Raw genomic sequence first — 21,576 nt, 5'->3', positions numbered from 1 at the left:
CGGGGCGTTACCGGTAACGCCCCGTCGCGCCCGGGGGCGCTGCTACGGTTGCGTGTGCGGCCTGCGGCATCACGCGCCCAAAGCGCGTTCGATATCGGCCGCCAAGGCTTCCGGCTTGGTGGTCGGTGCGTACCGCTCCAGCACCCGCCCATCGCGGCCGACCAGGAATTTGGTGAAGTTCCACTTGATCGCCGTCGAGCCCAACACGCCCGGCTTTTGCTGCTTGAGCCACTGCCAGAGTGGATGCGCTCGGCTGCCGTTGACCTCGACCTTGTCCGCCATCGGAAAATCCACGCCATAGTCGAGCGAACAGAACTGCTGGATCTGCGCCGCATCGCCGGGCTCCTGGTGACCGAACTGGTCGCAGGGAAAACCGATCACCACCAAGCCGCGCGCGCGATAGCGCTGCCACAACGCCTGCAAGCCGGCGTATTGCGGAGTAAAGCCGCATTTGGATGCCACGTTGACCACCAGCAACACCTTGCCGGCATAGTCGGTCAGCGTGCGCGTGTGGCCATCCAAGTCGGTGAATGAATCCGTGGGCAGAGCGGTCATGGTGCACCTGGGTTGGAAAGCGCCAGCCTACCGCAGCCAGTTGCTGGCACGCAGCGAACCGCTGAGCCGATGCGCCGTGACACTGTCAGCCACCGGCGCGCACGCTGCGCTAGTGCTCGCCACAGCCATGCCTTTTGTCACACGCCCCTATGCGCAAGCTGGGGTAGCCTCGGCGGTTCGCACTTTGGAGCACAGCCCTTGACCACCCGTCTCGCACTGGCCCTGGCCGCCACCCTGGGAATGGCCATGCCGGCCTACGGCATCGCCGCGCCATCCACCACGCAGGCCGCCACGGCCAATCCCTTCTTCGCCGACAGCACGCTGCCGCTGCACTACCCGCAGTTCGACCGCATCAAGGACAGCGACTTCGCGCCAGCCTTCGATGCCGGCATGGCGCAGCAACTGAAGGAAGTGGAGGCGATCGCCAATCAGAAGGCCAAACCGACCTTCGAGAACACCTTGATCGCGCTGGAGAAGAGCGGCGCCACGCTGGATCGCGCGACCACCGTGTTCTTCAATCTGGTCGGCGCCGACACCAACGACACCCGCAAGAAGTTGCAGGCCGACTATTCGGCCAAGTTCGCCGCCCATCGCGATGCCATCTCGCTCAACGGCAAGTTGTTCGCGCGCATCCAGACGCTGTACGACACGCGCACTGCGCTCGGGCTGGATGCGCAAGGCGTACGCCTGGTCGAGAAGTACTACAGCGATTTCGTCCGCGACGGCGCCAAGCTGTCGGAGGCCGACAAGACCACGCTCAAGGCCATGAACGCCGAACTGGCGAAGCTGGGCACCACGTTCAGCCAGAACGTGCTGGCCGAGGTCAATGCTGCCGCCGTGGTCGTGGACGATGCCAAGCAGCTCGACGGCCTGTCCGATGAGCAGATCGCTGCCGCCGCCGAGGCTGCCAAGGCGCGCAAGCTCGACGGCAAGTACGTCATCGCCTTGCTCAACACCACCGGCCAACCGCCGCTGAGTCAGTTGAAGAACCGCGAGCTGCGCAAGCGCATCTACGATGCCTCGGTGTCGCGCGGCAGCCACGGCGGCCAGTACGACAACACCGCGCTGGTGGCACGCATCATGAAGCTGCGCGCCGACAAGGCCAAGCTGCTCGGCTTCCCCACCTATGCCGCTTATTCGCTGGAGAACCAGACCGCCAAGACCCCTGAAGCGGTCAATGCAATGCTCGGCAAGCTGGCACCGGCCGCGGTGGCCAATGCCAAGCGCGAGGCCGCCGATCTGCAGGCGATGATCGACAAGGAACAGAAGGCCGCAGGCAAGCCGACCTTCAAGCTCGAAGCCTGGGACTGGGCCTACTACAGCGAAAAAGTGCGCCAGGCCAAGTACAACTTCGACGAATCCCAGCTCAAACCGTACTTCGAGTTGAAGAATGTGCTGGAAAACGGCGTGTTCTATGCGGCCAATCAGGAATACGGGCTGACCTTCAAGCAGCGTACCGACCTGCCGACCTACCGCGACGACATCACCGTCTACGACGTGTTCGATGCCGACGGCAAGCAGCTGGCGATCTTTATCGCCGACATGTACGCGCGTGAATCCAAGCGCGGCGGCGCCTGGATGAACTCGTATGTATCTCAGTCGGCGCTGACCGGTTTCAAGCCGGTGGTCGCCAATCACCTCAATATCCCCAAGCCGCCGGCCGGCCAGCCGACGCTGCTGACCTGGGACGAAGTGACCACCATGTTCCATGAGTTCGGACATGCACTGCATGGCATGTTCTCCGACGTGAAATATCCCTACTTCTCCGGCACCAGCGTGCCACGCGACTTCGTCGAGTTCCCCTCGCAGGTCAACGAGATGTGGGCCGACGACCCGGCCATCCTGAAAAACTATGCCAAGCACTACCAGAACGGCACGCCGATGCCGCAGGCGCTGCTGGACAAGGTGATCGCTGCGGCCAAGTTCAATCAGGGCTTCGCGACCACCGAATACCTGGGTGCGGCCATGCTGGACCAGAACTGGCATCAGCTCAGCGCCGACCAGGTTCCGGATGCGGCCGAGGTAATGGCGTTCGAAGCCAAGGCACTGTCCAAGGATGGCATCGCCTATCCACCGGTGCCGCCGCGCTACCGGACGCCCTATTTCAGCCACATCATGGGCGGCTACGCAGCCGGCTATTACGCCTACATCTGGTCGGAAGTGCTCGACGCCAACACCCAGCAGTGGTTCAAGCAGCATGGCGGCCTGACGCGCGCCAATGGCGACCGCTTCCGCGCGACCCTGCTGTCGCGCGGCGGCAGCGTCGACGCGATGGAGCTGTTCCAGAACTTCGCCGGCCATGCTCCGCAGATCGAGCCGCTGCTGGAGAAGCGTGGACTCAATGCGACGCCAGCGGCGCCGGCAACGCCGAACCGCTGACCCTCATGCGCCGCCTTCCCGCTGCGAGCGGGCGGTGGCGCGAAGAAGTCGGTGAAAACAACGACGCCCGGCAATGCCGGGCGTCGTCGTCTCTATCACCTTTCCAACGCGCACCAACGGGCGCGATCGCTCAGTGCATGTCGGTACCCGCACCGGCATCGGCGCCCACCGAGGCCGAGCCGCCGACGGTCGCCTGACCGTTCCCGGCCTGGGCGCCAGCGCTGGCCGAACCCTGCATCCCACCGTGTGCACTGCCGCTGGTCGCAGGGCCGTGCATCGCTGCCGCATGGGCTGCACCATGACCGCTGGCGCTGCCGCTTCCGGACACGGCCGGCGTTGCCGCCAAGCCAGCCGCAGTCGTATCGGCCGCTCCGGTACTGGTATTGCCGGCTGCGCCGGCGGCCATCGACGCCATGCCACCGACCGCACCCATCGCACCGCCGGTGACATTCCGCGTGGCACCCACCGCAGAGCGTGCCGTCGTCATGCCGTCGCCTGCCGCCCTGCCGGCCCGCTGACGCACCGTGCCGACCGCTGTATCGGCCGCCTGTGTGGTCCCGGAGGTGGTAGCAGTGCCGCTGGCGGCAGCACGTTGCGCAGCCAGACGCGCACGCCGCGACTGTTGCTCGACACCGTTGCGGACACCGTCCACCGCGGGAGCAGCGTTCAAACCGCCGACAGCGTTCGCGTTGCCGGCCAGCGTCCCGCCCCCCACACCGCCCACCGTGCCATTGACCGCGCCGCCCAGATTGCCGGCACCGCCCAGGACCTGCGCACCGGCCACGCTGGAACCCAACGCCAACACCGCGACCAGCACCGCGTTCGACACTACCGTCTTGCCGTTCATCGCGTTCTCCTCGCTCCGCCACAGACTGTCTGTGGCTCTCACCCCCTTTTACGCAGCAAGCGTTGCAATGCATCCATCCGCCAACCGGACTGGACAGGCGGCATTCACCGACCTGGCGCGCGCTGTAACGCGAGTTCGCCCCCCAGCACGCCGTAGCCGTACACCGGATCCAGGCCGGGCGCACCGAGGTCACGCGCCTGCGCCTGCAAGTGCGCGCGCACGGCCGCCGCCGCCTGCCGGTCCGGTTGCGCGAGCTGCTGCGCCGCCAGCCGCGCCACCAGCGGCGCGGCGAACGAGGTGCCGCGCTGCGGCTGCCAACGGCCTTGTAGCGTGGCGGCAACCAGCTCGCCCACTGCCGCGAACGCCACTTGTGGCCCGCGTCCTGCCTCGGGCAGCACACGCATTCGCGCGTCCACCGCGCTCACTCCGATCACGCCGGGGTAGGCCGCCGGATACAGCGGCGGTGCGGCGGGCCCATCGTTGCCGACGGCGGCGACCAACAGGTGGCCGCGTGCAAGCAGTCGCTCGACGGCGCTCGCCAGCAACCGGTTGGGCCCACCGATCAAGCTGATATTGATCACCGGCACCTGCTGCTGGGCCATCCATGCCAGCGCTGCCACCAGCTCGACCACGTTGCCGCCGTCGGCTTTTCCGCAATAAATGTCGGCGGCATACAACACCCCCGCAGGATTGCCCTGGGCGACCGCGCGTCCCGCCAGCAGCGAGGCCACCGCCGTCCCATGCGCCTGCGGGGTGGTTCGGCCGCCGCAGCCCCAGGACTGTATGTCCACGCCGGCCAATGCCGGATGCGCGGCCTCCACGCCGCTGTCGATCAGGCCGACGCGGAATCCAGCCGTGGTTGCTGCGGGCGCGGCTGCGGCGAGGCGCGCCGGCGGCGCCACGGATGGCGCGACAACCGCCGGCGCCGCCGAGCCGCTGTAGACATGGTTGTAGTCGTATGCGCCTTGCGGGTCGAGCTGGCGCAACTGCCGCAAGCCACGCCGCGCGCTCACCCCTGGCGGTGTCCGCAGCACGACCAGGCGCAGGCCGAGGTCGTCGAAGCCACGCTGTTCGAGCACCACGAACCCTGCCACCTGCGCAGCCCGCAATATGGCTGGCGTGGGCTCGAGCGCAAGTAATTGGTCACGCACTACGATGGCGCCCTGCTCGTCGCGATCCAGACCACGCGGATCGCTGCGCAGCACCGCATCCAGGCGCAGTCGGCGCAGGCGCGCAAGGTCGCCTGGCGCCTGCCGCAACGACTGCCCCACCCCCGCGGCGGCGCCTTGTACAGGCTGGGTGAGGTCCTGCACCAGTCCACCAGCCGGCGGCAATACGATCTGCGCCAGCGCCGGTGCCGCCGACACCAGCAACGCCAGTCCCACCCAGGTGCTGCATGTCCGCATCGCGTCGCCCCATGCATCGCTCGCCGTTGCAAGCGCGTGCCACACTAATTCAGCCGCCGCGACGCGCCGTGAACGACGCGCAGCGGCAATGGAAGAAACCCGCCCTCCCAAACGTCTTCCCTGACATGCAGCCCGATCCCAAGGTCGCCGTCGGCGACGGTATCTGCGCCCTGCTGCCGCGATTGCGGCGCTTCGCCCGTGCTGTTGCCGGCCATCCGGCCGATGCCGACGACCTGCTGCAGGCTGCGATCGAACGCGCCCTGCGGCATGCCGCGCAATGGCGACCGGACACGCCGCTGCAACATTGGCTGTTTGGCATCATCCGCCACGCCTGGATCGACGAGATCCGCGCGCGGCAGCGACGACGCAGTCTGTTCGCCGATGCCGAAGAAGGCGAACGGGTCGGCGACACGCCGATGGAGCGGCAACAGGACTGGATCGCCGTCCAGGCGGCGATGGCCGGCTTGCCCGAAGAGCAGCGTCTGGCCATTGCGCTGGTTCTGATCGAAGGCTTGTCCTACAAAGATGCCGCGGCGGTTCTGGAGATCCCGATCGGCACCCTCACCAGCCGCCTCGCACGCGGACGCGAGGCCTTGCAGGCGCTCCTGGAGATGCCCCCATGACCCGCATCGACGAATCCACCTTGCAGGCCTACGCCGACGGCGAGCTGGATGCCGCACAGGCCGCACAGATCGAGGCCGCGGTAGCGGCCGATCCACAATTGGCACTGGCATTGCAGCGGCTGCGCCGATTGCAGACGCGCTTGCGTGCAGGCTTCGCGCCGATCCTGGAAGAACCGGTGCCCGCACCGCTGTTGGCCGCCGCACGCGCACGGCCGCAGGCACCAGACGCGGTCACCGCAGCACCGAGCGCCGCGATTCCCACCACGGCAACGGCGTCGCACATCGCACCTGGAAAACATGCACGCCGGCGTTGGCTGCGACCGGCGGCGCTGGCCGCGGCCGTGCTGCTCGGGTTGTGGGTCGCGCGCCATCCCGCTCCACCCTCACCGTCCGCACCCGTGGAGTTTGCCGACACCCAGGGCACTGCCGCCGACAGCACGCTGGCGTACGCCCTGGAGCAGGCGCTCTCCGGTGACGAACATGCCGGCATCCGGATGGGCCTGAGCTTCCAGGATCGCAGCGGTGCCTATTGCCGCACCTTCACCCGCGACGCTCGCCTGGTCGGGCTGGCGTGTCGCCGCCAGGCTGGCTGGCGGGTGGAACTGCAGGTGCCCGCCGAGTCCGCACCGGCGCCCGACGACGCCGTGCGCATGGCCGCTAGTGCGATGCCAGCCGCCGTGCTGCAAGCAGTGGATGCACGCATCGCTGGCGAAGCACTGGACGCAGCTGGCGAACGCCGTGCCCGCGCCAGCGGTTGGCGCTAACCCCGGCCGGCGGCCGGTATTGCGTTTCCGAGGACCAGCCGGTTCCGACCGCGGCGATGGCGCGCCGACATCATTGCAACCCCGAAGATAAAGCCCGCACTACGCGGCAGTCGTGCGTCAATCGGCAATGACGCGCGCGCTGCTGCACCCCACAGCTATCGCAAGCCCCCTAATACCGCCAGCGCGCTTTGAACGGCACGTGCTGCCGAGCGCGAGCCGACACCACCTACCGTCAACCATCCGCAGCGGCATGTTGGGCGCTTCTGCGTGCCGGACCGCGACTCACAACTCGACGGCGTCGACCCCGGCAAGCATCTTCTTCAATAACTTCTCCAGTCGCACCTGCTCGGCTTCGCCGATCTCGGCCACCTGCGCCATCAGCAGATCGCGCGCGTCCGGCAGCATACGCTCGATCAACGCCAGGCCAGCGGGCAATAGCGTCAAGGTGATCTTGCGACGATCCTCGGCACTGGTGGCGCGCCCAATCAGTCCCTTCTCACATAACTGATCTGTCAGCCGCGTAATGTTGGCCGGCTTTTCGCTGGCCGCTTCGGCCACTTCTGTCGGAGTGATCGATTGCGTGGGCGTGCCGTACAACATCATCAGGATGTCGTATTCGGGCGGACTGATCCCATAGGACTTCAACTTGACGCAGGCATGGGTATGCAGGCGCTTGTGGAGATGTTTGATGAGACGCACCAGGACGGCAGGCTCACGCGGAAAATCCGGATAGCGTTGGCATGTGTGATCCACGCGGCTAGCGGTTGTGTCGAAACTACCCATAGCACCTGCTGAAAAGCCTACTGAACGGTCGACTCATTCAAACATATCGATACCGTCCGCGACCTTTCAGCGTGCGAAAAGATGTTCGTATTCAGCTGCGATCCAAGGTCGCATGATCTTACTTGAGACTTCCACCATCTGCGTGCCATCCGAGTACGGGCCGACCTGGTAGGGCGGAAACACGAAACGGAGTGCGGCGATCTGTCCATGCGGATCGAGCACCGGAACGAACTGCGAAAAATTGTCCGCCTGCGCGTCGGTGCCTTCGGCAATCATCCGGTCGGCGGAAGCGACCTGCTCGGCCTGCTCCTCGGCAGGCAAGCGATCGGCGGCCGCGCGCTGCATCGCGGCGGCATGCAACTGCGCGGCCGCCGCCTGCCCGATCGCCTGCCAGCCCGCCGGGTCAGGAATCAGCGCAGCCGCGGTCAATTGCTGCTGCGACTTGACCAGCCAGACAAATCGCGCCACCAGCGGCTCGCCATGGGCACCGCCGGTGTAGCGGCTGCCATCGGCAGCCACCGCAATCAGCTCCGGGGTCTGTACCACGGTCTCGAACGCCAGCGACAGTTCGTACGGCGCGGTCGGGCGATCGTTGCCCAGCCCGGCCACCGCTTGCATCAACTCCGCACGCGCGGCCTGCGCGTAGCCGTGCAGCAAGGCAACCAGACCCGGATATGGCTCCACATTGTGGGGGTAGCTGATCCCGATCACATAGCTGGGCGCATGCTCGATCTCATCGCGCAACGGGGCGACGGCAGTCGGCGCTGAGGCCGGAGCCGGGGCCGGGGCCGGCACTACCGGAGTCGGTTCCGCGGCGGCCTGGACTGGCGCCCCTGGCGAGGCCGCCTGCGGGCTGCGCTGACCGCAGCCGGTCATGCCGAGCAACAGCAATCCACCAAGCGCCAGGGCACGGAGCTGAAGTCGTCCACTGATAGCATACCTGCCCGCTCCCGGCGCTAGCGCCGTCGTCGGCCAGTCGATGGGTCGCACTGCACCACCAGGCCAGCTCAAGCGCTGCCATCTCGCATTTCCCGCCTGCATTCCGTACCCCATTGCCTTACTGCGCGGAATTCTGACCAGCCCAGCGCGCGACCTGCGTGAAGCCGCAGTTGTGACCGCGTGCACAAGCAGGCAGGGGCGCGCTCAAGTTGCGCGCAGCGGCGCCGATACCCGTCGCGAAGGGAGTCGTCGGCGGCCATCGGCCAAGGCGCCACCTTCGTCCTTTGCCCGGAGCCAACGCCATGAACATCGACGCCTCAGCCACCCCCGCGGACACCGAAAGCATGATGCTGGAGGACCTGCTGCAATACGCCATCAGCGGCCAGACCGATGGCCAGGCGTTCGCGCAGCTCAACGACACCGTGTATCAGCGCCTGCAGCAGGCCTACGGCGCCATGACGAGCGAGCCGTCGCGCGACGCCGCCTGAGCGAGCGCCGCACTTGCCGAAACGCACCGCCGTCGGGCTGCTCGACAGCGCCCGACGCCAGCCTACAGGCCGATCACCCGCCCAGGCCGAACCGTGGATTGGCCAGTTGCTGCAGGAACACCTGCAGCACGCGCGGCTCCATGAACAGCATGAACATCACGCCGAACGCCGCGCCGGCCAGGTGCGCGCTGTGGTTGATGTTGTCGCCGCCGCGCTTGTCCATCCAAATGCTGTAGCCGACGTAGAACACCGCGTACAGGATCGCCGGCATCGGCACGAACAGCACCAGGATGATGCTCCAGGGCTGCAGCAGGATGAAGGCGAACAGCACCGCCGACACCGCACCGGACGCTCCCAGGCTCATGTAATTGGGGTTCTTCTGGTTCTTCAGATAGCTGGGCAGGATCGACACCACCAGCGCACCCAGATAGAACAACGGATAGGTCAGCACCGTGCCGGTCAGGTCGGCCATGACCCCTTCGATGTAGCGGCCGAAGAAGAACAGCGTCACCATGTTGAAGATCAGGTGCCCCAGATCGGCGTGGATGAAGCCATACGCCACCAGGCGATCGTACTGACGGTGGCGATCGATGGCCGGCGGCCACAGCACCAGCCGGTCTGCCAGCTTGCGGTTGTTGAACGCCATCCAGGAGACGATGGCAGTGATGGCGATAAGGACGATGGTGATCATGCGTTGGGTCAGGCTGTGCGGTAATGGTCGACCATGCGGTAGCGGCGGGCGTAGAGCCCGAACGCCAGCGCGGCCAGCAGGGCGAAACCGGCGAAGAAGAACATCAGGAACGCGGCCTCGCTCAGGCCGGTGACGGCGATGTGGCCGGTGACCACCTCGTTGCGCACGGCCAGGTTGGACAGCAGTACCCAGAGGTTGCCGACGGTCGTGGTCAGGTACCAGAAACTCATCACCACGCCCTTCATCGATGCCGGCGCCTGGCTGTAGGCGAACTCGATGCCGGTCGCCGACACCAGTACCTCGCCGAAGGTGAGCAGCGCATAGGGCAGGATCTGCCAGGCGATGTGCATCGGCGTGCCGCCATCCATGGTCACCTGGAGGGTGCCCACCGCGATCCAGGCCAGCCCACTGAAGGCGATGCCGCAGGTCATGCGGCGCAGCGGCGTCGGCTCCCAGCCGGCCCGCCGCAGCAGCGGATACAGCACCAGGTTGTTGAATGGAATCGACAGCATCACCAGCGCCGGATTCAAGGCCTGCATCTGCGAGGCGGTGAACCAGGCAGGCATCGCCATCTCCCGCCCCTGCAAGACCCAGGTCGAGGCCTTCTGGTCGAACAGCGAGAAGAACGGCGTGACCAGGGCGAAGATCACCAGCACGCGCAGCAGCGAGCGCACGCCCTCCACCGCCACATCCGGGTGCTGCCGACGCGCACGCTCCAGCTGCCACCAGGCGCCTCCGCCGACGCCAGCCAGCACCAGCACCAGCGCAATGCACAGGCAGACGACCACGCCAAGCTGCGCAACCAGTGCCAGGCAGGCCAGCGCCAGCAGCACCGACGCGCCCGCCAGCGCCAAACCCGGACGGCCCTGCCCAGGCGCGTGGCTCAGCAGTGCGGTACGCACGACCTTGCCGAAGGCATGCGGGTCGTCCGGCGGCGGCGGCACCATCACATAGCGGTGGCGCCCCAGCCAGAACACCAGCGTGGCCACGAACATCAGGATGCCGGGAATCCCGAACGCCCACGCCGGCCCGAGATTCTTCAGCGCCAGCGGGATCAGCAGCGAGGCGAATAGCGAGCCGAAATTGATGATCCAATAAAAGGCGTCGAACACCACCTTGGCCCGGTGCTTGTTGCTCTGGTCGAACTGATCGCCCATGAAGGACGCCACCAGCGGCTTGATCCCGCCGGCGCCGAACGCGATCAAGCCCAGCCCCACGAAGAACCCGCTGCGGCTGTCCTCGAACAGCGCCAGGCAGGCATGGCCGGCGCAGTAGATCAGCGAAAACCACAGGATGGTGCGGTACTTGCCGAAGAAGCGATCGGCCAACCACCCGCCGAGCAGGGGAAAGAAGTACACCCCGATCATGAAGCTGTGCAGGATGTGCTTGGCCTCGCCTTCGCGGCCGGACTGGCCGACTTCCTGCAGCAGCAGCGAGGTGATCAGGAACTGCACCAGGATGTTGCGCATCCCGTAGAAGCTGAAGCGCTCGCAGGCCTCGTTGCCGATGATGAAGGGGATCTGGCGCGGTAGGCGCGCAGCGGCGGCCGGTTGGAGAGGGGGCGTCAAAGGCAGTCCGGTCGAGCAGGAGACCGCCCTATCCTACCGGCGCGCGTGGGTCGACCGCCATCACACGCCTGGCCAAAGCGGCAACGCCGGCGGCAGCGGACGCCTGCCGATGTCGCAGTGCAGATTGGCGAGTGCAGCCAGCTCGGCTACATTGCAAACGTTTTCTGGACTATCGGACCCGCTGGATGCCCCGCTTCGCGCGCCTGGCCCTGAGCCTGCTGTTGACCTGTGCCCCGCTCGCCGCAAGCGCCGCCGCGCTGACCACCGAGGCCGAATGCAGCGGCTACCGGCAGACCGGACGCTACGACGAAGTGATCGCCCTGTGCGACGCCTTCGCCCTGCGCTATCCGCAGGCAGTGCGCTGCATCGACTTCGGCACCACCCCGGAAGGACGGCCGATGAAGGCCCTGGTCGTCTCCACCAGCGGCGCCCTCGATGCCGACAGCGCGGCACAGCGCAAGCTGCCGGTGGTGCTGGTGCAAGGCGGCATCCACGCCGGCGAGATCGATGGCAAGGATGCCGGCTTCCTGGCGCTGCGCGAACTGCTCGACGGCACCGCCGGCAAGGGCGTGCTCGACAAACTGGTGTGGGTGTTCGTGCCGGTCTTCAACATCGATGGCCACGAGCGCTTCGGCGCGTGGAATCGCCCCAACCAACGCGGCCCCGAGCAAATGGGCTGGCGCGCCACCGCACAGAACCTCAACCTCAACCGCGACTATCTCAAGGCCGACGCCCCGGAGATGCAGGCGATGCTGCGGCTGGTGCAGCAGTGGGACCCACTGATGACCGTGGACCTGCACGTCACCGATGGCGCCAAGTTCGAACATGACATCTCGATACAGGTCGAGCCGGTGCATGCCGGCGATACCGCACTGCGCGGCGATGGCACCCGTTGGCGCGACGCGGTGATCGCCGACCTGCGCAAGCAAGGATCGTTACCGCTGCCGTTTTATCCGTCCTTCGAGCGCGAGGACGACCCCAGTTCCGGTTTCGCCGACGCAGTCTCGCCACCGCGCTTTTCGCATGGCTATTTCCTGCTGCGCAATCGTTTCGGCATGCTGGTGGAGACCCATTCGTGGAAGCCCTATCCGGTGCGGGTGCGGATCACCCGCAACAGCATCGTCTCGGTGCTGCAGCAGACCGCACGCCACGGCGCTCAATGGCGCGCTGACGCGCTGGCGGCCGACAGCCGTGCCAGCGCACTCGGCGGCCGAGCGGAACCGCTGAGGTACACCACTGGCCCGGCCGCACACACGATCGCCTTCCGTGGTTACGCCTATACACGCACGCCATCGCCGATTTCCGGGGCACTGATGACCCGTTACGACGAGAACACTCCACAGGTGTGGAACGTGCCGCTACGCGATCAGATCGTCGCCGACGTCGTCGTCGAGGCACCGCAAGGCGGTTATCTGGTCCCTGCCGCACAAGCCGCCTTGGTCGCCGACAAGCTGCGCCTGCACGGCGTGCGTTTCCAGATCGTGTCCAGCACTGGCGATCGCGCGGTGCAGACCTTCCGTGCCGACAGCGCACGCTTCGCTGCGCAATCCAACGAGAGCCATCAAGGCCTGGAGGTCACTGGACAATGGCGTGCGGAAACCCGCTCGGTGCGCGCCGGTGCGTTGTTCGTTCCGATCGCCCAACCCAAGGCCCGCCTGCTGATGGCGCTGCTCGAACCGCAGGCGCCGGACTCATTGCTGCAATGGGGTTTCTTCAACACCGCCTTCGAGCGCAAGGGATACATGGAAGACTACGTTGCCGAGGAAGTGGCGCAAGACATGCTCGCGCGCGATCCGGTACTGAAGGCGCAATTCGAGCAACGGCTGGCCAGCGACGCCAGCTTCGCCGCCGATCCCAAGGCGCGGCTGGACTTCTTCTACCGTCTGCACCCGGCCTGGGACGAGCGCTATCGCCTGTACCCGGTGATGCGGACCGCGCAAACCGACTTCTGATACGCCCGCCGACGGCCGCTGCCGGCCGTCGATTCTGCCCCCCATCTCTCTGACTTCGAAAAACCGCAAGGACCTCATGCCTGTCGATATGAAAACGTTTACAACTCGCCATCTGCGTCCCCATGCGCTCACGCTCGCACTCATGCTGGGCGCAGCGCCCGCCGGCGCGCAAACGTCGCCGCCCGCCCAGGCCCAGCCGCAGCGCGCACCGCAGCCGTGGATGGACACCGCCCTGAGCGCCGATGCGCGTGCGGCCAAGTTGCTGGCGCAGATGCATGAGGACGAGAAGTTCCAGCTGCTGCACAGCTATTTCGGCCTGGGCACCGACAAGATTCCCAAGCCGGACGGTGCGCTGGGATCGGCCGGTTATGTGCCCGGCATTCCGCGGTTAGGCATTCCTGCGCAACAGCTGGCCGACGCTGGCGTTGGCGTGACCAATCCCGGCGGCATCCGCAAAGGCGACTACGCCACCGCGATGCCGTCCGGCCCGGCCACCGCATCCAGCTGGAATCGGCAACTGGCCTATACCGGCGGCAAGACCATGGGCCGCGAATCCTGGCAATTGGGCTTCAACGTGCTGTTGGCCGGCAGCGTCAATCTGCAGCGCGACCCGCGCAATGGCCGCAACTTCGAATATGCCGGCGAAGACCCGCTGCTGGCCGGCGTGATGGTCGGCGAATCGATTCGCGGCATCCAGAGCGAGCACGTGCTGTCGACGATGAAGCACTACGCACTCAACGACATGGAGACCCGACGCAACTTCCACAGCGCCGACATCGGCGAGCAGGCCATGCATGAGTCGGACCTGCTGGCGTTCGAGATCGCCTTGAAGATCGGCGACCCGGGCTCGGTGATGTGCTCCTACAACAAGATCAACGGCATCTACGGTTGCGAGCACGACTATCTGCTCAACCAGGTGCTCAAGCAGGAATGGAAATATCCCGGCTATGTGATGTCCGACTGGGGCGGCGTGCACAGCGGCTCGAAGGCGGCGCTCGCCGGCCTGGACCAGCAGTCGGCCGGCGAAGTGTTCGATCCGGCTGTGTTCTTCGACGCGCCGCTGCGCATGGCCGTCGCTGGCGGCGTGGTCCCGCGCGCGCGCCTGGACGACATGGTCACGCGCATCCTGCGCAGCTTGTTCACGCATGGGGCCTTCGACCATCCACCGCAGCGCCAGCCGATCGACGGCAAGGCCGGCCAGTTGGCCGCGCAACATGCGGCCGAAGAAGGCAGCGTTCTGCTGCGCAATGACAACGCACTCCTGCCGCTGTCGCCGCAGCTGCGTCGCATCGTGGTGATCGGCGGTTACGCCGACAAGGGCGTCATGTCCGGTGGCGGTTCCTCGCGGGTGGACTACACCATCAACGGTGGCAATGCCGTGCCTGGCATCGCACCGACCACCTGGCCCGGCCCGGTGATCATCCATCCCTCCTCGCCGCTGCAGGCGCTGCGCGCGGCGCTGCCGAACGCGCAGATCGACTACGTCGACGGCAAGGATCGCGCCGCCGCTGCCCGTGCGGCCAAGGCCGCCGATGCGGCGATCGTGTTCGCGACCCAGTGGGCCGCCGAATCGGTGGATCTGCCGGACATGCAGTTGCCAGACCACCAGGATGCCTTGATTGCAGCCGTCGCCGCTGCCAACACCAAGACCACGGTCGTGCTGGAAACCAACGGACCGGTCCGCATGCCCTGGGCGGATCAGGTGCCGGCGGTCCTGCAGGCGTGGTATCCCGGCATCGGGGGCGGCGAGGCGATCGCCAACCTGCTGACCGGCGCGGTCAATCCATCCGGCCATCTGCCGGTGACCTGGCCGATCGACGAACGCCAATTGCCGCGCCCGTCGATTCCCGGACTGGGCTTCAAACCGGCCAAGCCGGGCAAAGACCACATCGACTACCACATCGAAGGCGCCAACGTCGGCTACAAGTGGTTCGCCGCCAAGGGCCTGACCCCGCGCTTCCCATTTGGCCACGGCCTGTCCTACACCCAGTTCCGCATGGCAGACCTGCAAGTGGAAGCCGGCGCCAATGGCCGTCTGAGCGCACGCTTCACTGTCCAGAACACAGGTCACCGGGCCGGCGCGACCGTGCCCCAGCTCTACGTCGTGCTGCCCGAAGGCCACGCCACGCCCTTGCGGCTGATCGGCTGGCAGAAGCTGACGCTGGAGCCGGGGCAGACGCAGCGCGTCGAGGTGATCGCCGAACCGAAGACGCTGGCGGATTTCGATACCCGTGCGCGGCGCTGGCAGATCGCTGGCGGCGACTACCGGGTCCGCCTGGCGCGTTCGGCCAGCGAGCCGGTCGAAGAAGTCAGCGTGCGTCTGCCGGCCAGTACGCTGGAATGAGCGCAGCCTTGCGCAGCGGCTGCGCGGTTGCCCAAACGGAGGCACCCAGCGCCGCGCGAATGCAACGGACCGCACTGGCGGCGAGCGCGCAAAAACTTGTATCGGCGCGTTGACAGCACGTCGCGCGCCTTGCACAATGCGCCCCCTGAGTCGCCCAGGTGGCGGAATTGGTAGACGCACTAGTTTCAGGTACTAGCGGGTAAAACCGTGGAGGTTCGAGTCCTCTCCTGGGCACCACGACTCACGCAACAGACAAACCCCGCTTCGGCGGGGTTTTGCGTTACTGGCCTGCACGCCATCGCGCTGATGGCCCAGCCGCGCGCCGATGGTGACTTTCGACACGCGCGGCGACCAGGCGACCGCGACAACCATGGGCTGTGCCCCCCCCTGCAGGTGCCTCGATGCGTCCGCTGCTTCCGCTGGCCTTGTCGCTACTGGTCGCCTGCACTCTCCAGGCCAGGGCCACTGAAAATGACGGTGGCGAGCTGCATCATCGTCATCACGCAGAACTGTCCTCACGCCAATGCGGACTGACCACGGCGTTCAACGTGCTGGTCGATACCGGCGGCGTCTGGCTGTATCGGGACCACGGGGTCCCACGCGAGATCTTCTTCCATGACGGCAGGCTGAGCATCGACCAACAGGTGCAACAGGTCGGCGCGGACGATGCGCAGCGGTTGCGCGAGTTGGAACAGCAGGCACGTCTGCTGATGCCGCAGGTCACCACCATCGCGCACGCGGCGGTCGAACTCAGCTACGACGCGCTGGGCGGTGTGGTCGAGGTGCTGACAGGCAGCGGCGGCAACGCCCGCAAGATCGCCCGATTGCGCGGGCGTGCACATACCTATGTCGACGATACGCTGGGCAAGGGCCGCTGGGATCAACACGCCTTCGACGGCAATTTCGAGCGCTATGTCGAACAGCAGGCCGAGCAGTTCCAAGCCAGCATCGCACGGCACATGCTCTGGCAGATCATGACCGGCCGCACCGAAGGGATCGATGCACGCGCCAAGCAACTCGAAGGCCAACTCGACGCCAAACTGGATGCGCAGGCGGCCGCGCTGGAAGCGCAAGCCAATGCGTTATGCGCGCAGGTCGACCAAGTACAGCGCCTGCAAAGCGCGCTGAGCGTTCGCTATCACGGTGAGCCGCTGCAATTGCTCGCCGCCGCGCCGGCTGCCGTCTCCGCCACAGTCGATCCGCCCAGCCGCACGCCCGCCACCGACACCGCCGATCGCCCGCGCAGCGATGCACTCGCATTGCCGACGCCACGGCACGATTGATCCAACGACGTTGCGTTGCCGAACAGGCTGGGCCTGCCCGGCATGGACGACAGCCAGCGCGCAATCGTCGGCGCGTATCGGTTGCGCAGGCACGGCATGGACAAGCGTTGCATGCCGTTCCCGAACACGGTCGGCGCCGGCCTGGCGGCCGCCCAACCGTGCTATCGGCTGTCAGTGGCCGCCTGCTGCCGCAGCACTGCCGGCACCGGCACCGAACGGCGGCTTGGCCAGCCACAGCAAGGTGATGATGGCCAGGAAGGTCCAGCCCAGCAGATAGAAGATGTCGTTGAAGCCCATCTGCGACGCCTGGTGATTGATCATATTGTTGAGGAAGGCCGCACCGCGTTGCAGATCGCCCTGCCCCATCGCCATCACCTGCTCCTGCGTCCCCGGCGTATAGACCGAGATGTGCTCGGTGATATGTGCATGGTGCACCTGAGTGCGGCGCGCCCACAGGTAGGTCGTCAACGACGCTGCGAAACTGCCGCCAAGCGTGCGCAGGAAGGTGGCCAGGCCGGAGCCGGCCGCGATCTCGCGCCCATCCAGGTCAGACAACAGGATCTGCAGCACCGGCATGAAAAACAGCGCCACGCCAACGCCCATCACCAACTGGATGGTCGCCACATGGGCGAAGTCCACCTGCAGATTGAAGTTGGAGCGAAAGAAACTGGTGAAGGACATGAAGATGAAGGCGATCGTCGCCAGCATGCGTAGATCGAACCGCAACGCATACTTGCCGACGAAGGGGGTCATCAGCACCGGCAGGATGCCGATCGGCGCCGTCGCCAGACCTGCCCAGATCGCCGTATAGCCCATGTCGCGCTGCAACCACTGCGGGATCAGCAGGCTGACGCTGAAGAACGCCGCATACGCGACCACCATCGCCAGCGTGCCGGCGCGGAAATTGCGGTGCCGGAACAGCTTCAAATCGACGATCGGATCCTTGTCTGTCAGTTCCCATATGACGAACACCACCAGCGCCACCGCGGCGACGCAGGCCAGCACGATGATCTTGTCGGATGAGAACCAGTCCTCGTCGTTGCCCAGGTCCAGCACCAGCTGCAGCGCGCCGACACCCACCACCAACAGGATCAAGCCGATGTAGTCCATGCGCGGCTTTTCCAACTGCTCCGGACGATGCCGCAACTGCGAGCCGACGATGCTGCTGGCCGCGATTCCCAACGGCACGTTGATCAGGAAGATCCATTCCCAGCTGTAGTTGTCGGTGATCCAGCCGCCGAGGATCGGCCCGGCGATCGGCGCGACCACGGTAATCATCGCCAGCAGTGCCAGCGCCTGACCGCGTTTTTCGCGTGGATAGATCGACACCAGCAGGCTCTGGGTGATCGGATACATCGGCCCGGCCACAAACCCCTGCAGTGCGCGCGACACCACCAGCATGCCCATGCTCTGCGCCAGTCCGCACAGCAGCGAAGCCAGGGTAAAGGCCAGGGTCGACCAGACGAACAGCTTGGTCTCGCCGAATCGCCGGCTCAACCAGCCGGTCAACGGCAGCGCAATCGCCGTGCTGACGGCGAACGAGGTGATGACCCAGGTGGCCTGTTGCGAGCTGGCACCCAGATTGCCGGCGATGGTCGGCAATGACACGTTGGCGATGGTGGTGTCCAGCACCTGCATGAACGAGGCCATCGCCAGGCCGAAGGTGCACAGCGCCACGCTGGCCGGGCGAAAGCCGGCGGCGGGCGCCGGCGCCGCCGGACCGGCGGGCGCGGTGGGCGCTTGCGAGGACATACCGACTCAGCCTGCGTTGGCGGCAGCCTGCTGCGAAGGCAGGTTGTCGTGGATGATGCGTTGAATATCCGCGTCGGCGGCCTGCAATTGCTGCGCGTAGACATCGGTGGAGAACACCGTCGCAGGCGCGCGCTTGGCCGGCAACACCTGGCCCTGCTGGTCGTGCAGATTGACCTCGACCTTCATCGACAGGCCGATCCGCAGCGGATTGGCGGCCAACTGCTTGGCATCCACGGCGATGCGCACCGGCACGCGCTGGACGATCTTGATCCAGTTGCCGCTGGCGTTCTGCGCCGGCAGCAGCGAGAACGCGCTACCGGTTCCCAGGCCCAGGCTCTCGATGCGGCCCTGATAGCTGACGCCACCGCCGTACAGATCCGAGTGCAACTCGACCGGCTGGCCCAGACGCATGTGCTTGAGCTGGGTCTCCTTGAAGTTGGCCTCCACCCACACCTGCTCCAGCGGTACCACCGCCATCAGGGCATTGCCCGGTTGCACGCGCTGGCCGACCTGCACCGAGCGCCGCGCGACGTAGCCGGACACCGGCGCAACGATGCCGGTACGCGCCTGGTTGAGATAGGCCTGGCGCAATTGCGCCGCGGCGGCCTGCACGTCCGGCTGGGTCGTCACCACGGTGTCGTCGACCAGCGCACGATTGCGCTCGACGCTTTCGCGCGAGCCGGCCACTGCCGCTTCGGCGGCTGCCAGTTCTTCGCGGACGTGTGCGAGTTCTTCGTTGGAAATGGCGCCGGAGGCGGCCAGATCCTTGCGGCGGGCGAAATCGGCACGCGCGCGACGCAGGCTGACTTCGCGCGCGGACAACTCGGCCTGCGCACTTTCCACGCTCCGGTACAGGCCACGGACCTGGCGCACGGTCTTGGCCAGATTGGCCTCGGCCTGCTGCACCGCCACCGTGGTGTCGGCCGGATCCAGCTGCACCAGCAGCTGGCCGCGCTCCACGCGCATGCCGTCTTCGGCACCGATGCTGACCACCGTGCCGCCGACCAGCGGGGTGATCTGCACCTGGTTGCCCTGCACGTAGGCGTCGTCGGTGTCCTCGTGCCAACGGCCAACCAGGATGTACCAGGCCGCCACCGCAATGATCGCCACGATCACCAGGATGGCAACGCCCCGCAGCAGTTTGCCGCGCTTGCTCGGCGCCGCGTCTGCGGGCTGGGAAGAAGTAGGAGTCGTCTGGCTCATTGTCGCTGTCTCAGGAATTCGGTTGTGCGGGTGTGGTCGCGGTGTGGGCGGTGTCGTGCGCAGGCTCAGGCGTATATCCGCCGCCCAGTGCGCGCTGCAGCCTCACCGAGGCCAAGAGTTGTTGCGATTGCAATCCGGCCATGCGTTGGCGGGCGACGAGCAATTGCTCCTGCACGCTGAGCACCTCCAGATAGCTGCCGATGCCGGCGCGGTAGCGCTGCTGGGCCAGGTCGTAGGCGGCGGTCGCGGTCTGCACCGCTTGCTCCTGCGCCTGTGCACGCTGCTGGAGCGAGCGCACGGCGTTGACCTGATCGGCCACCTCGCGCAAGGCGTCCAGCACCTTCTGGTTGTAGTCGGCGACCGCGAGGTCGTATTGCGCATCGCTGCCGGCCAGGCCGGCGCGCAACTTGCCGCCATCGAAGATCGGCAGGCTCAACGCCGGCGACACCAGGCCGAACACCGAGCCGCTCTCCAGCAGGCTGCCGACGTCCTTGTTGACCACGCCGCCGAGTGCGGTGAGATTGAGGCTGGGATAGAAGCGGGTCTTGGCGACCGCGATGTCCTTGTCGGCCGCCTCCGCGCGCCAACGCGCCGCCACCACATCGGGGCGACGGCCGAGCAGATCGGCAGGCAGCGTGCTGGGCAGTTGCGGCGCCGTCAGCGCGCCCAGCGCCGGTCGCGCGATCTCCAGGCCACGATCAGGCCCCTGTCCCACCAGCGCAGCCAGGGCGGTTCGCGCTTCGTCGATCTGCTGTTGGGCCGATTGCAGTTGCTGTTGCGCCGCCGGGATGCGGGCCTGCGCCTGACGAACCTGCAGGTCGCTGTCGATGCCCGCACCACGGCGGCGTTCGGTCAGCGACAGGGCATTCTGTGCGCGCGCCAGTTCTTCATCGGCGACATCGTGCAGGCTCCATGCATAGGCCAACTGCGCATAGCCCTCGGCGATGGCAGCCGACAGGTTCAAACGCGCGGCCTGCGCATCCACCTCGGCAGCATGCGCGCGGTCCACCGCCGCTTCCCAGGCGGCGCGCTTGCCGCCCCACAGATCCACCCCGTAGCGGAAATCCACCGACAGATCGGCGGTGTTGATGTAGCTGCCGCCCAACTCCGCACCGACCATCGATTCAGGCAGTTGCACACCGGTGTAACCGCCGGAGACCGACAGGCTGGGACCACGGTCGGCCTGCGCCGCACCGATGCGGGCCTGGGCTTGGCGCAGGCGCGCATCGGCCGCCGCCAACGAAGGACTGTGCTGCAGGCCTTCGGCGATCAAGGCGTTCAATTGCGGGTCGCCCAGCGCGCGCCACCAGTCGCTGCTCGGCCAGGCAGCCGCACTCAGCGAGGCCTGCGACAACGTGCGTTCGGCATGCACTGACGCTGGATCCAGCAGCGTGCCCTGGGGGGCCAAGCCACGGCTGCTGGCACAGGCAGCCAATGCCAGCGCCAAGGCGGTGACGACCAGCGGCCTCAGCAGGCGCTGGGCAGGCGGGCGCACGGTCTGACCCGCAGTCGATTGAAGAGAGCTAGCAGCGTTCATGAGTTGAGGGAATCGCGGACACGAATGAGAAGAGAGGTCAGCTGCTCGCGTTCTGCGGGCGACAGATCGCGCAGGCCATGTTCGATCGCCCGCTCGCCGCGCAGGCGCAGGCGCTCCCACAGCACCGCCCCCTGCTCGGTCATGACGATCTGCAGCGCGCGCCGATCCTGCGCATGCGGCTCGCGTCGCACCGCGCCAAGCGCCTCGAGCTTGTCGAGCAGGCGCGTCACCGCGCTCGGGGTCTGGTCGAGCGCCTGGGCCAATTCGTTGGCGGTGCAGGGCGAACGCACCGCGAGAACCTTCAGGCCGACGTAGTGGCTGAAGCCGAAATCAGGTAGCTCCCCCTTCATCTCGGCATCGAGCTGACGCATCAGCGCGTCACGCACCTGGCGCAACAGCAGGCCGAACGACGGCGGGGAGGCGGAAGCAGCATTCATGCAGTGCATTTTGTACCTAAAAATA

General features: G+C 66.6%; 18 protein-coding genes and 1 tRNA gene. 8 read left to right on the top strand and 11 right to left on the bottom strand.

Annotated features, from left to right (window positions below):
• Positions 1 to 69 precede the first annotated feature (69 nt).
• A complete protein-coding gene (locus CKY51_RS02995) occupies positions 70 to 555 on the bottom strand; it encodes a glutathione peroxidase (protein WP_022973500.1) in 486 nt (161 codons plus the stop codon).
• Positions 556 to 753: 198 nt separating this feature from the next.
• On the opposite strand from CKY51_RS02995, the gene CKY51_RS02990 reads away from it, so the two are divergent.
• A complete protein-coding gene (locus CKY51_RS02990) occupies positions 754 to 2,934 on the top strand; it encodes a M3 family metallopeptidase (RefSeq protein WP_211904856.1) in 2,181 nt (726 codons plus the stop codon).
• A 130-nt stretch (positions 2,935 to 3,064) separates the two neighbouring features.
• On the opposite strand, the gene CKY51_RS02985 is transcribed toward CKY51_RS02990, so the two are convergent.
• Both CKY51_RS02985 and CKY51_RS02980 read right to left on the bottom strand, forming a co-directional pair.
• Positions 3,065 to 3,781, bottom strand: coding sequence for a hypothetical protein (locus CKY51_RS02985; RefSeq protein WP_022973503.1), 717 nt, complete (start codon positions 3,779 to 3,781; stop codon positions 3,065 to 3,067).
• A gap of 104 nt (positions 3,782 to 3,885) precedes the next feature.
• The gene (locus CKY51_RS02980; protein ID WP_211904854.1) at positions 3,886 to 5,187 is read right to left on the bottom strand and encodes a S8 family serine peptidase; all 1,302 of its coding nucleotides are present in this window, start codon (positions 5,185 to 5,187) and stop codon (positions 3,886 to 3,888) included.
• Positions 5,188 to 5,312: 125 nt separating this feature from the next.
• Between CKY51_RS02980 and CKY51_RS02975 the strand changes: the two genes are divergently transcribed.
• Both CKY51_RS02975 and CKY51_RS02970 read left to right on the top strand, forming a co-directional pair.
• Positions 5,313 to 5,810, top strand: a complete 498-nt coding sequence (locus CKY51_RS02975; RefSeq protein WP_022972218.1) for an RNA polymerase sigma factor — start codon at positions 5,313 to 5,315, stop codon at positions 5,808 to 5,810.
• Positions 5,807 to 6,574 (top strand): hypothetical protein, encoded by a 768-nt coding sequence (locus CKY51_RS02970; RefSeq protein WP_022972219.1) that lies wholly within the window; start codon positions 5,807 to 5,809, stop codon positions 6,572 to 6,574. Before CKY51_RS02975 ends, CKY51_RS02970 begins: the two co-directional genes overlap by 4 nt.
• A gap of 282 nt (positions 6,575 to 6,856) precedes the next feature.
• On the opposite strand, the gene CKY51_RS02965 is transcribed toward CKY51_RS02970, so the two are convergent.
• The gene (locus tag CKY51_RS02965) at positions 6,857 to 7,357 is read right to left on the bottom strand and encodes a MarR family winged helix-turn-helix transcriptional regulator (protein WP_152248859.1); all 501 of its coding nucleotides are present in this window, start codon (positions 7,355 to 7,357) and stop codon (positions 6,857 to 6,859) included.
• A 66-nt stretch (positions 7,358 to 7,423) separates the two neighbouring features.
• Positions 7,424 to 8,233, bottom strand: coding sequence for a DUF3298 and DUF4163 domain-containing protein (locus CKY51_RS02960; RefSeq protein ID WP_152248860.1), 810 nt, complete (start codon positions 8,231 to 8,233; stop codon positions 7,424 to 7,426).
• A 365-nt stretch (positions 8,234 to 8,598) separates the two neighbouring features.
• Between CKY51_RS02960 and CKY51_RS02955 the strand changes: the two genes are divergently transcribed.
• Entirely contained in the window at positions 8,599 to 8,784 is a 186-nt protein-coding gene (locus CKY51_RS02955) for a hypothetical protein (RefSeq protein ID WP_022972222.1), read from the top strand.
• A 73-nt stretch (positions 8,785 to 8,857) separates the two neighbouring features.
• On the opposite strand, the gene CKY51_RS02950 is transcribed toward CKY51_RS02955, so the two are convergent.
• Both CKY51_RS02950 and CKY51_RS02945 read right to left on the bottom strand, forming a co-directional pair.
• Positions 8,858 to 9,475, bottom strand: coding sequence for a rhomboid family intramembrane serine protease (locus CKY51_RS02950; protein WP_152248858.1), 618 nt, complete (start codon positions 9,473 to 9,475; stop codon positions 8,858 to 8,860).
• 8 nt (positions 9,476 to 9,483) lie between these two features.
• Positions 9,484 to 11,043, bottom strand: a complete 1,560-nt coding sequence (locus tag CKY51_RS02945) for a POT-type proton-dependent oligopeptide transporter (protein ID WP_022972224.1) — start codon at positions 11,041 to 11,043, stop codon at positions 9,484 to 9,486.
• A 185-nt stretch (positions 11,044 to 11,228) separates the two neighbouring features.
• Here CKY51_RS02945 and CKY51_RS02940 point away from each other — a divergent pair, with 185 nt between their 5' ends.
• The 4 genes from CKY51_RS02940 to CKY51_RS02925 all read left to right on the top strand — a co-directional run bounded on the left by CKY51_RS02940 (position 11,229) and on the right by CKY51_RS02925 (position 16,622).
• Positions 11,229 to 12,995 carry a M14 family metallopeptidase gene (locus tag CKY51_RS02940; protein ID WP_022972225.1) on the top strand — a complete coding sequence of 589 codons (1,767 nt, stop codon included), beginning with the start codon at positions 11,229 to 11,231 and terminating at the stop codon, positions 12,993 to 12,995.
• Between the two features lie 88 nt (positions 12,996 to 13,083).
• Positions 13,084 to 15,339, top strand: a complete 2,256-nt coding sequence (locus CKY51_RS02935) for a beta-glucosidase family protein (RefSeq protein WP_038220668.1) — start codon at positions 13,084 to 13,086, stop codon at positions 15,337 to 15,339.
• 152 nt (positions 15,340 to 15,491) lie between these two features.
• Positions 15,492 to 15,576: transfer RNA gene (locus tag CKY51_RS02930), tRNA-Leu, on the top strand.
• 164 nt (positions 15,577 to 15,740) lie between these two features.
• Positions 15,741 to 16,622: a DUF2884 family protein gene (locus CKY51_RS02925; protein ID WP_022972227.1), complete on the top strand. Its 882-nt coding sequence runs from the start codon at positions 15,741 to 15,743 to the stop codon at positions 16,620 to 16,622.
• A 171-nt stretch (positions 16,623 to 16,793) separates the two neighbouring features.
• Here CKY51_RS02925 and CKY51_RS02920 read toward each other — a convergent pair whose 3' ends face one another.
• The 4 genes from CKY51_RS02920 to CKY51_RS02905 are packed head-to-tail and all read right to left on the bottom strand — an operon-like array spanning position 16,794 to position 21,560.
• Entirely contained in the window at positions 16,794 to 18,374 is a 1,581-nt protein-coding gene (locus CKY51_RS02920) for a DHA2 family efflux MFS transporter permease subunit (protein WP_152248856.1), read from the bottom strand.
• Between the two features lie 6 nt (positions 18,375 to 18,380).
• Positions 18,381 to 19,577 (bottom strand): HlyD/EmrA/EmrK family protein, encoded by a 1,197-nt coding sequence (locus CKY51_RS02915; protein WP_022972103.1) that lies wholly within the window; start codon positions 19,575 to 19,577, stop codon positions 18,381 to 18,383.
• A gap of 10 nt (positions 19,578 to 19,587) precedes the next feature.
• Positions 19,588 to 21,114 carry an efflux transporter outer membrane subunit gene (locus tag CKY51_RS02910; RefSeq protein WP_038220530.1) on the bottom strand — a complete coding sequence of 509 codons (1,527 nt, stop codon included), beginning with the start codon at positions 21,112 to 21,114 and terminating at the stop codon, positions 19,588 to 19,590.
• Positions 21,111 to 21,560, bottom strand: coding sequence for a MarR family winged helix-turn-helix transcriptional regulator (locus tag CKY51_RS02905; protein WP_425479863.1), 450 nt, complete (start codon positions 21,558 to 21,560; stop codon positions 21,111 to 21,113). Before CKY51_RS02905 ends, CKY51_RS02910 begins: the two co-directional genes overlap by 4 nt.
• Between the last annotated feature and the right edge of the window lie 16 nt (positions 21,561 to 21,576).

The sequence above is a fragment of the Xanthomonas maliensis genome (assembly GCF_009192945.1).
Taxonomy (GTDB): Bacteria; Pseudomonadota; Gammaproteobacteria; order Xanthomonadales; family Xanthomonadaceae; genus Xanthomonas; species Xanthomonas maliensis.
The sequence above is the reverse complement of the archived record's forward strand: the minus strand, read 5'-3'. Positions and strand labels throughout refer to the sequence as shown.